Consider the following 15,018-nt stretch of genomic DNA (forward strand, 5'->3'; position numbering starts at 1 on the left):
TTGCTTTAAAACGACTTATGCAAAAAAGGACTTAATTTAGAATAAATCCAGCTGCTTCTTTTCCTTCAAAGCCTTTTTTGTACTGTTGTCGTCTATTAGGTCTTCTACGGCTTCCAGCGTATCAAGTTGAGCCCCACTGGCTTTGGCCGCTTCTTCTGCCAACTCTTTCAATTCAGAAGGCAACGTAACCGGCTCCCGCTTTGTGGTAACTTTCTTAGCTTTAGGCTTTTCTTCCTGCTCTATTTCCTCCAGTCTCGGCACTTTCACATCGAAGATCTTGAAGTAACTGAGCTTGTTGCCCATCGCTTTCCAGCCTTTCACGTCAATGAATTCGCTGAGCAGCAGTTTCTCGGTTTCCTTCTCGCCACGGAGCGAGCGCTTGAAGCTGATGGTCGCCATCGGAACCGAATGCGTCGAAACGGCTTCCAGTCTGGAGTTCTTGGTCTCCGGGATGAAGCTGAATTTCTTTCCTACCGTAGAGGTCTCAATTCTGAAACGCTTTACATAGTAGGTTTTATTTTCACCCTCGTAATAAATAGCGGATACCACTAATTCCGGGTCGAACTTCTGCAGCACTTTGATCTTCTCCACGGTATAGTGGTTGGCCAGGTCAAAAGTGGACTGCTCATAGGTTCCGTCTTCATAAACGACCAGAATGGTGTCTTCCGTATTGAAGGAGCCCAAATAACGGCCGCGACCCTCAGTGTTCAGACGACCGATCACTTCGTCGTAGAAGATCTCACGTCCACCCAGTGTCGACTCGCCCAGACTCTTCTGCACCACCTTCTTGATCGGGTACTTGGTAACGATATTACCGTTTGATCCCTTGCCTTTTATCATCAGTTCGGCAAAGTCAAAGTCGAACTGTTTGTTGCGGGCAGTGGCCTGTGGCGAAAGCGTGATGCTTACCACTTCCGACTCAGAGTTAGGGTTGGCCGTCAGGTAATGCACCTTGGAGCCCTTCTCTCCTTTTGTCAGGTCGTATTCTTTGTCACGGGTAATGGACTTCACGGCGAAGCGCTTCGCAAACGACACGCCAGACTTACCATCCACATAGATCATGTTGTAGACCATATGCTCGTCGTTCTTGTTATAAACGCCAGCCATGATGATGTCTTTGCCTACAAACGTCTTCTCAGCAACTTTGGTCACAGTAAACTTACCATCTTTGCGGAACACGATGATATCATCCATGTCAGAGCAGTCACACACAAATTCGTCTTTGCGCAGACCAGTACCGATGAAGCCGTCCTTGGCATTCATGTAAAGCTTCTGGTTAGCGATCGCAACTTTCTGTGCTGTAATCACATCAAAGGTTCTCACCTGCGTCTTACGGTCGCGTCCCTGGCCATACTTCTTCAGCAAACCTTCGAAATAAGCGATCGCATAGCGAATCAGGTTAGCCAGGTTATCATCCACCTCAGCCATCTCCTCTTCCAGTTTCTTGATGTACTCATCGGCTTTGAAGGAGTCGTATTTGGAGATACGCTTAATCTTGATCTCGGTCAGGCGAATAATATCCTCTTCTGTTACCTCACGGCGCAGCAGTTTCTTGAACGGATCCAGACCTTTATCAATGGCTTGAAGCACCGCCTCCCAGGTCTCGCACTCTTCGATGTCGCGGTAGATGCGGTTCTCGATAAAGATCTTCTCCAAAGAGGAGTAGTGCCACTTGTCTTCAAGTTCAGCTTTACGAATCTCCAGCTCGCGTTTGAGCAAATCCACTGTCTTGAAGGTGGAAATACGCAGCAGTTCGTCCACGCTCAGGAAGTGCGGCTTCTCGTCGATGATCACACAAGTATTTGGTGAAATCGATACCTCGCAGTCCGTGAAGGCGTAGAGCGCGTCCATGGTCAGGTCAGGCGACACGCCTGGCGGCAGCTGTACCTGTATCTCCACATCAGCGGCCGTATTGTCGACCACCTTCTTGATCTTGATCTTATTGTTCTCGCTCGCTTTCACGATCGACTCCATCAGACCCGTGGTGGTGATACCATAAGGCACGTCACGGATGATGAGCATCGTTTTGTCTACCTTCTCAATCGTAGCACGCACCCGGATCTTGCCGCCGCGCATACCTGAGTTGTAGTTGGTCACGTCGACCATACCGCCGTTCGGGAAGTCTGGCAGCAGGGTGGTCTTACGACCTTTCAGCACGTCAATCGAGCCTTTGATCAGCTCCTTGAAGTTGTGCGGCATGATCTTGGTCGACAGACCAACGGCTATACCTTCCACACCCTGCGCAAGCAGAAGCGGGAATTTCACCGGTAACGTTACCGGTTCGTTCTTACGGCCGTCGTAACTCAGCTGCCACAGTGTGGTCTGAGGGTTGAAGACCACATCCAGCGCAAACTTCGAGAGGCGCGCCTCAATGTAACGTGGTGCCGCAGCGCTGTCACCCGTACGCACATCGCCCCAGTTACCCTGTGTTTCGATCAGCAGATCCTTCTGCCCCAGGTTCACCATGGCGTCGCCGATGGAGGCGTCGCCGTGTGGATGGTACTGCATGGTCTGACCGATGACGTTGGCCACTTTGTTGAAGCGACCATCGTCCATCTCCTTCATCGCATGCAGGATGCGGCGCTGCACCGGCTTCAGACCGTCCTCGATGGCAGGTACGGCACGCTCTAATATTACATAAGAAGCATAGTCGAGGAACCAGTTTTCGTACAGACCGGATACCGGCGTCACGTTATGGATCACTTCTTCGTCACCGTCTGTAAATGCAACCTCTAGCTCGTCTTCTCTTTCTATACCTTCGTTGTTCAGTTCGTCGTTATGCATATACTTCCTCAACTATGTCTTTCTCAATCTTCAGGTTCTCAATAATAAATTGCTGGCGCTCCGGCGTGTTTTTGCCCATGTAGTAGCTCAGCATTTTCTGGATGGTCGTGTCCTTCTGCAGGATCACCGGCTTGAGTTTAATGTTGTCGCCAATGAACTTGCCGAACTCGTCCGGAGAGATCTCACCCAGACCCTTGAAGCGGGTAATTTCTGGTCGCTTGCCCAGCTTCTGGATTGCTTCCTGTTTCTCCGTTTCGTTGTAGCAGTAGATCGTTTCTTTCTTGTTGCGCACCCTAAAGAGCGGCGTCTCCAGGATATACACGTGTCCGTTGCGCACCAAGTCCGGGAAGAACTGCAAAAAGAAGGTGAGCAGCAGCAGGCGGATGTGCATGCCGTCTACGTCGGCGTCGGTAGCGATCACCACGCGGTTATATCGGAGGCCTTCCAGCCCTTCTTCAATATTCAGCGCGTGCTGCAGCAGGTTGAACTCCTCGTTCTCGTATACCACCTTCTTCTTCAAGCCGAAGCAGTTAAGCGGCTTTCCTCTCAAGCTGAACACCGCCTCGGTATCCACGTTGCGAGATTTGGTGATGGAACCACTCGCCGAGTCACCCTCCGTGATGAAGAGCGTCGACAGCATTGAGTTCTCGTGCTTGTCTTCGTTGAAGTGCAGGCGGCAGTCGCGCAGCTTGCGGTTGTGCAGGTTAGCCTTCTTGGCACGCTGGTTGGCCAGCTTCTTCACGCCCGCCATGTCCTTGCGCTCGCGCTCACTTTGCTCAATGCGCTTCTTCAGCGCCTCAGCCGTCGTTGGGTTCTTGTGCAGGTAGTTGTCTAGCGCCTCTTTTACAAACTCGTTGATATAGGCACGCACTGCAGGCCCGTCCGGTCCCATCTCAATAGAACCCAGCTTGGTCTTGGTCTGAGATTCAAATACCGGCTCCTGCACACGCAGGGAAATAGCCCCGATGATAGAGCCACGGATGTCTGTCGCGTCGTAGTCTTTTTTGTAGAAGTCACGCACCGTCTTCACTACCGCCTCACGGAAGGCCGCCAGGTGGGTACCGCCCATCGTGGTGTACTGACCGTTCACGAAAGAGTAGTACTCTTCGCCATACTCGTTACCATGTGTTAGGGCGAGCTCAATGTCCGGTCCTTTCAGGTGGATGATTGGGTAGCGCATGCTCTCTTCGTCGGCCTTGTTGCGGAGCAGATCCAGCAAACCGTTCTCAGAGTAATATTTCTTGCCGTTGAAGTTGATCGTCAGGCCGGCGTTCAGGTATACGTAGTTCCAGATCTGGTTTTCCAGGTAGTCTGGGTTGAACTGGTAGTTCTTAAAGATCGTATCGTCCGGCGTGAAGGTCGTCAGCGTACCATTGCGCTGCGAAGTAGCTTCCAGCGGCAAATCGTTTGTCAGCAAGCCACGCTCAAACTCGGCAGCCTTCATCTGGCCGTCGCGCACCGATTGGATGCGGAAGTTGCTCGACAGGGCGTTCACCGCCTTGGTACCCACCCCGTTCAGACCAACCGATTTCTGGAACGCCTTACTGTCATACTTACCGCCGGTGTTGATTTTGCTCACGCAGTCGATCACCTTGCCCAGCGGAATGCCACGGCCATAGTCGCGCACCTGTACCTTGTGGTCTGAGATCTTGATGTCGATGGTCTTGCCGAAACCCATCACGTGTTCGTCGATGGAGTTGTCGATCACCTCTTTCACCAAAATGTAAATACCGTCATCGGCCGAAGAACCGTCTCCCAGCTTGCCGATGTACATACCGGGCCTCAGCCTGATGTGTTCGCGGGGCTCCAGCGAGCGAATGCTGTCTTCGTTGTAATTATGCTCTAACTCTGCCATTCTGTAAGCGTAAGTGTATTTGATTTAGTGGAATCACTCGGAAATATAGAAAAATAAAAGAAATCAGACGCTACAAATAGTTCCAGCGTCTAACCGTTTCATCTTGCCAGGCAAGTAATTGCTAATATTTTTAGTCAGCAAATATAGTGTTTTTAGTTGAATACATCAACTACTCTTATACAACCATTACGTGCGGCTTACAGTTCACAAAAACGGAAGAAATCACGGGTATAATTTAGCTAAAATTATTAGCATAAAAATATTTAGATTTAACTATACTTGCGCCTTACATTTGCTTAACACAATGCAGCTAAATTCTGGCCGCATACCTACATACACAAGCACCCTATGGAAATTAAATTACCCCGGTATTTTAAGTACGTCATCATCTTACTGGGCATTTTTCTCGCAATCTGGGTATTGCAGACCTTCAAGTCGATTCTGATGCCGCTGGCCTTCGCCCTGCTGATTGCCCTACTCCTACTGCCTTTCACCCGCGACCTTGAGAAGTTCCGCATCCCGCGCGCTTTGGCTATTATCTGTAGCATTGTCATGGTGGTGATCGTGCTGGGACTGGTGATCTGGTTTTTATCCATGCAGGTCATGAGCCTCACTTCGGAACTGGACGCGATTGGCAAGAATTTCGACGCACTGCTGATGAAGGTGCAGGACTACCTCTATCATAACTTTGGTATACAGCCGGCCAACAAAAGCGAACTCTTCCGCAACACGGTGGGCGGCTTGCGGGAGATCTCCACCACCTTTGTCGGCAGCACCATCTCGCTGACCACCGGCGCGCTGACGGTGATCACTGTCGTCCCTATCTTTGTGTTCTGCTTTCTCTATTACCGCGATCACCTCGAGCAGTTCATGTATAAGTTTGTGTCGAAGGAGCGCCGCAGCAGCCTCAACCATACCATCGACAACATCCAATTGGTGGCGCAAAGTTACATTTCAGGTCTGATGATCGTGATCGTGATCGTGTCGCTGCTCAACTCGGCAGGCCTCCTGATTCTGGGTGTGAAGTATGCGATCTTCTTCGGAGTCTTCGCCTCCATCCTGACCATTATACCTTATATCGGCATCATGATCGGGGCTTTGCTACCGGCACTATTCACGCTGGCCACCACTGGTCATTTAATCGATGCGGTGCTGGTGGTGCTGGTGTTCATGTTCGTGCAGTTTCTGGAGGGCAACTTCATTACGCCCTATGTGGTGGGTTCCAAGGTCAGCATCAACCCCTTTGCAGCCATCGTGGCCTTGCTGATCGGCGGCGAGATCTGGGGGGCGGCTGGCATGATCATCTCCATCCCCATGATCGCGATCATGAAAGTGATCTTCGATGCCTACGAACCGCTGCGGCCTTTTGGCTTTCTGCTGGCAGACATTGATGATATCAAGGACCAGAAGTCAGGGCGCTTCCGGAAAATGTTCGACAAGCTGCGCGAAAAGGCAAAACGGAAGCGCTACGAGGACGAGCAGGAAACCGACTTGTAGACTGTCTTTGCTAATGTTATTTGCACGAGGTATGGCGTAAACAGAAATTGAAACGTATTGCTAAGAATATTGGTTTACAGGATAGCCCTTCAGCGAAAGACAGGGCAGCTTCGAAAAAGCCTAAAAGAGATACAGCTTGTACGCCATCATAGACATTGAAACGACGGGAAGTCAGCCCACACAGGACAAGATTACCGAGATCGCTATTTTCATTCACGACGGCAAAGAGATCGTGGACAAGTATAGCACCCTGATCAACCCGCAGCGTCCTATACCTTACTTCATCTCCCAGCTCACCGGCATCACCGACGACATGGTGCAGGACGCACCTAAGTTCTACGAGGTGGCCAAGGACATCGTGCAGTTCACGGAGGGGATGGTGTTTGTGGCTCACAACGTGCGCTTCGACTATTCCTTCATCAAGAAAGAGTTTGCCGACCTGGGTTTTACCTTCCAGCGCAAGACGCTGTGTACCGTGCGCCTGAGCCGCTCGCTTATACCTGGCCTGCCCTCTTATTCGCTGGGCAAACTATGCAAGAGCATCGACATACCGCTGCAGATGCGTCACCGTGCCATCGGCGACGCAGAGGCTACGGCCAAGCTATTTGATAAGCTGATCAAGATCAACCGGCCGGTGATAGACGGCGTGCAGCACGTAGTAGACCCATCAGAACAACTCAAAAACGAGATCAAGGCCTCCCTGTTGCCGCCAGCCATCAGCAAGGAGCAGGTGGACGCTTTGCCAACGGCTCCGGGCGTGTATTACTTTTACAACGAAGCCGGTGAGGTGATTTATGTAGGTAAGAGCATTAACATCCGGAAGCGCATCATCCAGCACTTCAACATCGATTATAAGAGTCGCAAATCCATTGAGTTCAAGAATCAAATAACTGACATCACTTACGAACTAATGGGCAACGAGTTAGTGGCGCTGCTATTTGAGTCAGCGGAGATTAAGCGGATGAAGCCGCACTACAACCGTCAGCAGCGACGCAGTGTGTTCAATACCGGCATCTTTACCTACGAAGACGAAAATGGTTATAAGCGTCTGACATTTGGGAGTGTGAACAAAGCTGACAACGTAAACATGACGCCCATCATCGCGCTATCCAACCAGTTCAAGGCAAAAGGTTTCCTGTTTCATAAAGTATCGAAGTACAATCTGTGCCAGAAGCTGTGCGACCTTTATAAAACACCAGGAGCCTGTTTTGACTACCAGGTACACATCTGCAAAGGCGCCTGCATCGGGGCGGAAAGTCCCGCCGAGTACAACGCCCGCGTGGACGCTGCCATCGAGTCGTTTACCTACGAGCACAACAGCTTCGTGATCGTGGGCAAGGGACGCGAGGTGGGCGAAAAATCTGTTGTAGTGGTGGAGCATGGCACCTACCTTGGCTTTGGCTTCGTGGACGAGTACTTCTCTGCTAACTCGCTTGAGGATTTCAAGTCGGAGATAAAGCACTACAACGACAATAAGGACATCCAGCAGATCATACGCGGGCACATGCGCGGCAAGCACAAAGACAAAGTGCTTGTGTTCGATTAAGTCTTCCTGAAAAGGTATAGGACCATTTTTCTGCAGCGCGTGCTGGGTATTTTCGGTTTAGAAATTTTTTATCCTTAATTTCAAATCGAAATAAAACTTAAACATACATGGAAAAACGTTTCAGATCGGGCGTATTGTTTGGCGATGAAGTAACAGAGCTTTTCAAATATGCCAATGAAAATAACTTTGCGCTGCCAGCCGTCAATGTGATTGGCACCAACTCTATCAATGCTGTACTGGAGACAGCCAAGTCCCTTAACTCCCCCGTCATCATCCAGTTCTCGCATGGTGGCGCCACGTTTTTCGCTGGCAAAGGCCTGGAGAACGACAACCAGAAAGCCGCTATTGCCGGTGCCGTATCGGGTGCGCAGCATGTGCACCTGATGGCTGAAGCCTACGGCGTACCGGTGGTACTGCACACCGACCATGCCGCCAAGAAACTGTTGCCTTGGATTGACGGACTGCTGGATGCAGGTGAGAAGTACTACGAACAACACGGCAAGCCGCTTTACAGCTCGCACATGCTCGACCTGTCGGAGGAAGAGATCAAAGAAAACATTGAGACCTGCGCCAGCTACCTGGAGCGCATGAATAAGATCGGCATGACCGTAGAGATCGAGCTTGGCGTAACGGGCGGCGAGGAAGACGGCGTGGACAATACTGGTGTGGATAGCTCCCGACTATATACCCAGCCAGACGAAGTGGCTTATGCCTACGAAGAGCTGAAAAAGGTGAGCGACCGCTTCACGATCGCGGCTGCTTTTGGCAACGTGCACGGCGTGTACAAGCCAGGCAACGTAGAGCTTCGCCCTGAGATCCTGAAAAACTCACAGGACTTCATCAAAGAGAAATTCGGCACAGGCGACAACCCGGTGAACTTCGTATTTCACGGCGGTTCCGGTTCAGAGAAAGCCAAGATCACAGAAGCGATCGGTTACGGTGCCATCAAAATGAACATCGACACGGATATGCAGTGGGCTTTCTGGGACGGCGTGAAAAACTACTACGAGTCGAAGAAGGACTACCTGCAAGGCCAGCTCGGCAACCCGGAAGGACCTGACTCTCCAAACAAAAAATACTACGACCCACGTGTATGGCTGCGCAAAGGCGAAGAGAACTTCATTGCCCGTTTGAAAGAGGCATTTGAAGATTTGAATTGCGTGAACCGAAATGCGTAGTTTGAACTGAGAATAACAGAAAGGGTAAGGCGAAAGCTTCACCCTTTTTTATTTTGTCTGAATCTTAATACGGGCCCCTACCATAAGGATTTTCAGGATTAAACCTCCCCCTAGTCGCTCCTAAAAACAGGAGGTCAATATATGCACGATTATACCCACCCTTGCCCCTCCCGAGAGGGGATTTTTGGCCGCGTCCTTTTTTAAGGTATAAACGCTGCAGCTCAAGTAGTACAGTTGAAAAGTGTCATCCCCCTGCCCCCTTCGAAGGGGGACTTTTGGCCTCTGCCCAACCACAGATATAGCCATGTTGCGAAGGCCACACACAACACTGGCAGGTATAGGAGAAGACTAATTTGCACCTTGAACTATGAATCAACTAGCCGTGCCAGGTGCACTTTTCGACGCTCCACTGTTGGGGGTGAAGGGGTCCCCCTGTCAAGAGCGTTCAGCGAGTTTGGAGCGTCTTGACTTTTTTGCCTTCTTTTTGTGTCAAGACAAAAAGAAGGTGCCCGCCGCACAGGCGAAAGAGCAGCCCGCCTGGCCAAGGCATCCTATGCAAAAGAAGCGGCCGCTATACCTATACCTGGGCCAGAGGCCCCACGATAGCAGACACGAGCGTGGACACTCGCGCTATTATCACCCTACTTATGCTTCAACAACCATTGATAAATCATCTCGACATCCTCTTTCCGGCAAAGCTCTGACCCCGGCGTCATGGTGGCGGCGGTTCCGGCGGCCACGCCGTAGCGCACTACTTCCTCCAGGGAACAGCCATGCAGCAGACTCATCACCATGCCGGCTACCATGCTGTCCCCGGCACCCACGGCGCTCTGTTGATTCACGGTGGGCGGCACGACATAATGTATACCTGATTCCTTCGAGGCCAACATGGCACCCCGTGGGCCGAGCGACACAACCATTACTTTACACTTGCCCTCGTCGATCACCTGCATGGCAAAGTCCTCCTGCTCAAATGCCGAGATGTGCTCCTTGCCGGCCAGCTTCGCCAATTCACCTAAGTTGGGTTTGATCAGGTATAGCCCCTCTCCTGCCGCTTTCATCAAAGCCTCGCCCGAAGTATCGAGGATCAGCTTGAAGTTCCGTTTACGCGCGATCACGGCCATCTGGAGGTAAAAATCATCGGGCACGCCGGGCGCCAGACTGCCACTTGCTACGACGTATTCGGGTACTTTCTCCAGGTTTTCTAGTTTGTCGAGCACCTGTCGCCACTCCGCCTCCTCTATTCGTGGGCCCGGCATGCCGAAGCGGAACTGATCGCCGGTGCTTTCTTCCACCACCATCAGGTTTTCACGGGTCCAGCTTTTGGTTGGCCCGTTCCAGTATTCCACGCCTTCCTCCTTCAGCAAATCGCAGAGCTTTTCCCCGGCTGGCCCTCCCGAGAGCAGCCAAGCACAGGAGCTGCCACCCAGCTTGCGTATGGTCCGGGAAACGTTGATACCGCCACCACCCGGTTCGTAAACAGGCTCCTCGCAGCGCAGTTTCTTTTCGGGCAGCACACGTTGAACACGAGTGCTTTTATCTAGGGCGGGGTTGATTGTAATGGTCAGGACGCTGTGCATATTGCTTCAGGTATAAGTTTCAAGAAAAAGATAGTTGATGGAAGAATCTCAAACGGAGGATAGAAGAATTAACAGGTATATAAGACGCTGTTCTAAACTGCTTTTCTGACTGAGCGATCCCTATGCCTCGGAGCAGTTTCTCACTTACTCATAAAGGGTCTACAGGTATAGGCAATCCAAATGAAAGACCTTATCCCTCATCTGCTGATATTGAATTCCTTCTGGTCACCGGTCTTGAAAGTATAGACCTCCCCACGAACCCCGATCTTCACTTCTTTGGACCAGCCTCTGTCGAAGGTGATGATCATTTTATCGACTGTGAGATTTAATTTGATCCAATGACCCCGGTAGCGCAACTGCAGGTTGAGGCAAGGCATTTCATCCGGCAACACCGGATTCAACCACAGTACGTTGTCCCGGATCTCGAGGCCGGTATAGGCGCGTTGTACCAGGTCTACTGTGCCGGCCATGGCGCCGAGGTGGATTCCTTCTGCCGTAGTGCCGCCCTGTATATCTTCCAGATCGCTCATCAAAGCTACCTCAAAGTTTTTCCAGGAGCGTTTCCGGTCCGTCCGGGCCAGCACCCAGGCATGCACGATCTTGCTCAGCGTGGAGCCGTGCGAGGTGCGCTGTTCATAGTAGGCCACATTTTCAGGTATACTGGCCGGTTTAAAGTCGTAGTCGAGCTGCTTGAAGATGGAGAGCAGCTCCTCGGAAGAGAACAGGTAAAAGAGCATCAGCACGTCCGCCTGTTTGCTGGCCTTGTATTTGTTCACATTGTCGCCTTCACTCTCCAGGATGCGGTCGAGCCGCATCGCCTCCCCGTGCTTCGCCTTATACTTCTTCCAGTCAAACTCCTGCAGTTGGTCATAGCCGTCGAATTGCGCGATGATGCTGCTGTCCTGCAAAAAAGGGACGTACATGCGCTTGCTGATGTCCTGCCAGCGCGTCAGGTCGTCGGGTGAAATGTGCAGTTTGGTGAGCAGTTCTTCGTAACGTGAGTCGTCGATCACTTCTTTGAGCTGCAGCGCCTTCTGGATCACCCAAACGGCCAGCACATTGGTATAGGCGTTGTTGTTCAGGCCTGTTTCTTCCGAATCGGGGTACTCGGTATGGTACTCGTCCGGCCCTACCACATGCAGTATCTCGTAACGGCCGGTCTCCTTGTTGCGCGTGGCGATGGTCGACCAAAACTGGGCGATGTCCAGCATGAGCTCGGCACCGTGGTAACTGAGAAAATCAATGTCGTCGGTGGATTGGTAATAGTGCCACACATTGTAAGCTACTGCCGAGCTGATGTGCCGCTGCAGAAACGTGTTGTCGGGCAGCCAGCGGCCTGACTGCGGGTTGAGGTGAATGACCTGGCTTTCCTCGCGCCCATTGCTGCCACTCTGCCACGGAAACATGGCTCCTTTATACCCGGCTTCCACAGCAGCGCTTCTGGCTTCGGGCAGGCGACGGTAGCGGTACATGAGCAACTCCCGCGTGATGGCAGGCAGGCGCAGGTTGAGGAAGGGAAAGATAAACAGCTCATCCCAGAATATGTGTCCCCGATAGGCCTCCCCGTGCCAACCGCGTGCAGGCACGCCCACGTCGAGGTCGACGGTATGGCCTGAAACAGATTGCAGCAGGTGGAAAATGTGGAGACGCAGAACGGATTGCACTTTGGTATTGCAGGCCGTATAGAGGTCACAGCGGTTCCAGATGCGCTGCCAGGCGCGTTTGTGCTCTTCCAGCGACTCTTCAAAAGTACCCTGCCTAACCATGTTGACACAGGCATCTTGCAAGGGCTCCGAAATGGCCCAGTCGCGCGAGGTATAAAGCAACACGCTTTTTTCGAGCCGAATTGGCTGGCCTTTGGTGGCCTTCAACTTGAATTGATGTTTGGTATAGCCTTGCTCGATTTTTGTCTGAGGCAACACACCACTGGCTTTTCCATTCAGGTATACCTGTGTGCGGGCCACCTGCGCCATGCGGGTCTTCGACTGCACGGTCTGTACCACCAGGTACATGGTTTCCTCGTCGTGCTCACCCTGCTCCAGCAACTCGAGGTGCTGACTGGCCAGCGCGCGGTAACGGGCCACGCCGCTGTTGATCACGCGTCCGTCCAGGGCGGACCGCAGCTCTATCTCACCCGACCAGTTGATAGGTATAAGCTGCCACTCCAGCGCTGCCAGGTGCCGGTTGGCCATGCTGACAATGCGACGGGTATGGAGCTTTGACTCCCGGCCCTCGCTGTCGCGGAAATGTACGAAACGACGCAGCACGCCATGCTTTAGATCGAGCTCCTGCTTAAAATCCAGCACATCGACGTTTTTGATGTGAAACCACGCTTCGCCCGGATGACGAAAAGCAACGGGCAACCAATTGGGCCAGTTTACTAGGTCCTCATTCTCAATCTGTTTGCCGGACACCTCAGAGGTGAGCCGGTTGTAGCCGCCGGCCAGGTAAGTGCCGGGATAGTGAGCATCGGCTTCGGCATTGACTTCCTCAAAGGCGCCCCGTGTGGCGAAATAGCCGTTCCCCAGGGTACAGAGGGCTTCGCGCAGGGTTTGCTCCTCAGGCACCCATTGGTTATAGACAATGCTCCAATCAGCCATTGCTTTTTTGCTTGATGGTGTCTGTCAGGTCCTGCAGGAAAACCCGCACCTCCTCCACACTTTCAAGCCGGTACGTGGCTGCCGTCTGATCGTCGTGTTCGCCCACCAGTATTCCTATACCCTGTCCCTGCAGCTCTGCAAAGGCGTCTTCGTCAGTTATGTCGTCGCCGATATAGAGCGGAATATAGTTGTCATCGTTCAAACCGAGCTCCTGCATCAGCCACATCACCGCCTTGCCTTTGTGCCAGTCGATGTTGGGTTTAAGCTCGTAGATCTTTTTGCCGTAGCCTATCTTGAGTTCAGGCATCGCGTCCAGCACCTCGTCTACGGCTTTGCGCACTTCCTGCACCTGGTCCTCGGCCACGTTGCGAAAATGCACGGCAATGGCGTAGCGCTTCCGCTCCACGAGACTTCCTGCCACATGTTGGAGTTTTTCCTGCAGGATGCCATCGGCTTTGTCCAGGGCAGGCAGAGCGGCTTTGGCACCTCCGGGCTCCGAGGCCATACCGCCCGGACCGGTGATATCGAATCCGTGGGAGCCTGCAAAGTATAGGTTGTCAAGTTTGACAAGGTCTTCCACATTCTTACGGTCGCGCCCACTTACCACAGCCACTTTGGTAACAGCCGCCAACTCGTGCAAGGCAGTACGCATTTCATCTGACAGGATGGCCATTTCGGGTCGTTGCACAATGGGGGTCAGGCAGCCGTCGTAGTCTAGGAAGACAGCCGGAGTTTTGCCTTGGAACTGTGCTTTGAGCTCGTGGAGTTGGTTGAGGGCCGAAGGCAAGTCCTGGGCCTCACGTTTTTGTATCATGGTGTTGGTTTGGGATGTCGGTGTTGGAGGATGTGTCAGGGTGCAGGGAATTGCTGAATGACAAGATCGGCACCACCTGCTTTCAGAGCGGCTTCGTCGTGGGTGCGGTCTATGCCGACCACCAGCCCAAATCCACCTGCTTTTCCAGCCTGCACGCCTTTGCGGGCGTCCTCAAATATAGCGATCTCTTGTGGGGCTATACCTAAGCGGCGCGCGGCTTCCAGAAAAATGTCTGGAGCAGGCTTGCCTTTTAGTCCCAGTTGGCCCGATTGCAGTCCGTCCACGTGCTCTTCAAAGAGGTGCGCTATACCTGCCGAGTGCAGTACATCCACGCAATTTTTGCTGGCCGATATAATGGCAGTGCGCAAGCCCTTCTGCTTTTGCTGTTTCAGCCAGGCGATGGTATCTTCATATACATCCACCCCCTCCTGCTTCACCAGTTCCTGAAAGTACATGTTTTTCAGATTGCCGAGACCAGCTACCGTTTCGTGTCCCGCCTCATCCTCGGGTGTGCCCTCTGGCAGCCGGATGCCGCGAGACTCCAGAAAATTACGTACGCCGTCATAGCGCGGAATACCGTCGATGTGCTCCCGGTAATCGGTTTCGATGTCGAGCGGTTCGTAGTGCTTTCCTTCTGCCTCGCCCCGCTTTTGCAGGTAGGCATCAAACATGCGTTTCCAGGCCTGGGCATGTACCCGCGCCGTTTGCGTGACAACACCGTCTAGATCAAAGATCAGCGCCTTGATGTGCTTGTCCTGTAGATTTTGCTGAAGGGAATGCATAAGCTCGTATAATTAAAAACATTAGGATAGCAGACGAGCGAATGGCCCGGGCATAAAGGAGGCACACCCGGTATGCGTCACCGTGCATGCCTCTTTAGCAGGTATATACGCTTAAGGTATACCTTCTGTGCGTTCATGTGGGGGCACGTCGGGAGCCTGTTCCGGATGAGTGTTGTGATGCTGCTCACCTGTTGCTCCTTTCGGATGGTGAGGCGGCGTTCTTTTTCCGTCGTCTTCGCGGAGTATTTTCGCTTTGGGTGATTTATGATCGTCGTGCTGGTTCTTTTCCTCTTTCATGATCAAGCAGTTAAAATGTTTGGTGACTATGATAGCTCTATAAGCCTTTTCAATCTTAGACCTACGCAGGAGAACGGTAAATGAT

General features: G+C 52.3%; 10 protein-coding genes. 3 read left to right on the forward strand and 7 right to left on the reverse strand.

The window, feature by feature from the left end; all coding sequences use genetic code 11:
* Positions 1–36 precede the first annotated feature (36 nt).
* Positions 37–2,784, reverse strand: a complete 2,748-nt coding sequence (locus B0B12_RS04910) for a DNA gyrase/topoisomerase IV subunit A (RefSeq protein ID WP_076666342.1) — start codon at positions 2,782–2,784, stop codon at positions 37–39.
* Positions 2,777–4,639, reverse strand: a complete 1,863-nt coding sequence (locus B0B12_RS04915; protein ID WP_076666343.1) for a DNA topoisomerase IV subunit B — start codon at positions 4,637–4,639, stop codon at positions 2,777–2,779. Before B0B12_RS04915 ends, B0B12_RS04910 begins: the two co-directional genes overlap by 8 nt.
* Positions 4,640–4,987: 348 nt before the next feature.
* Between B0B12_RS04915 and B0B12_RS04920 the strand changes: the two genes are divergently transcribed.
* The 3 genes from B0B12_RS04920 (at position 4,988) to fbaA (ending at position 8,860) form a co-directional block, all read left to right on the forward strand.
* Positions 4,988–6,136 carry an AI-2E family transporter gene (locus B0B12_RS04920; RefSeq protein WP_076666344.1) on the forward strand — a complete coding sequence of 383 codons (1,149 nt, stop codon included), beginning with the start codon at positions 4,988–4,990 and terminating at the stop codon, positions 6,134–6,136.
* Between the two features lie 136 nt (positions 6,137–6,272).
* On the forward strand, positions 6,273–7,682 hold the full coding sequence (locus tag B0B12_RS04925; RefSeq protein WP_076666345.1) for an exonuclease domain-containing protein: 1,410 nt from the start codon (positions 6,273–6,275) through the stop codon (positions 7,680–7,682).
* Positions 7,683–7,789: 107 nt separating this feature from the next.
* Positions 7,790–8,860: a class II fructose-bisphosphate aldolase gene (gene fbaA, locus B0B12_RS04930; protein ID WP_076666346.1), complete on the forward strand. Its 1,071-nt coding sequence runs from the start codon at positions 7,790–7,792 to the stop codon at positions 8,858–8,860.
* 641 nt (positions 8,861–9,501) lie between these two features.
* Here the strand turns inward: fbaA and B0B12_RS04940 are convergent.
* The 5 genes from B0B12_RS04940 to B0B12_RS04960 all read right to left on the reverse strand — a co-directional run bounded on the left by B0B12_RS04940 (position 9,502) and on the right by B0B12_RS04960 (position 14,933).
* Positions 9,502–10,440, reverse strand: a complete 939-nt coding sequence (locus B0B12_RS04940; protein WP_076666348.1) for a 1-phosphofructokinase family hexose kinase — start codon at positions 10,438–10,440, stop codon at positions 9,502–9,504.
* Between the two features lie 197 nt (positions 10,441–10,637).
* Complete coding sequence (locus B0B12_RS04945) at positions 10,638–13,040, reverse strand: glycoside hydrolase family 65 protein (RefSeq protein WP_076666349.1); 2,403 nt, start codon at positions 13,038–13,040, stop codon at positions 10,638–10,640.
* Positions 13,033–13,854 (reverse strand): trehalose-phosphatase, encoded by an 822-nt coding sequence (gene otsB / locus B0B12_RS04950; protein WP_076666350.1) that lies wholly within the window; start codon positions 13,852–13,854, stop codon positions 13,033–13,035. Before otsB ends, B0B12_RS04945 begins: the two co-directional genes overlap by 8 nt.
* Positions 13,855–13,889: 35 nt before the next feature.
* Positions 13,890–14,636: an HAD family hydrolase gene (locus tag B0B12_RS04955; protein WP_076666351.1), complete on the reverse strand. Its 747-nt coding sequence runs from the start codon at positions 14,634–14,636 to the stop codon at positions 13,890–13,892.
* A 111-nt stretch (positions 14,637–14,747) separates the two neighbouring features.
* On the reverse strand, positions 14,748–14,933 hold the full coding sequence (locus B0B12_RS04960; RefSeq protein WP_076666352.1) for a hypothetical protein: 186 nt from the start codon (positions 14,931–14,933) through the stop codon (positions 14,748–14,750).
* Between the last annotated feature and the right edge of the window lie 85 nt (positions 14,934–15,018).

Origin of the sequence: Pontibacter indicus, from assembly GCF_900156345.1 — a bacterium.
In the GTDB taxonomy this organism is placed as follows: Bacteria; Bacteroidota; Bacteroidia; order Cytophagales; family Hymenobacteraceae; genus Pontibacter; species Pontibacter indicus.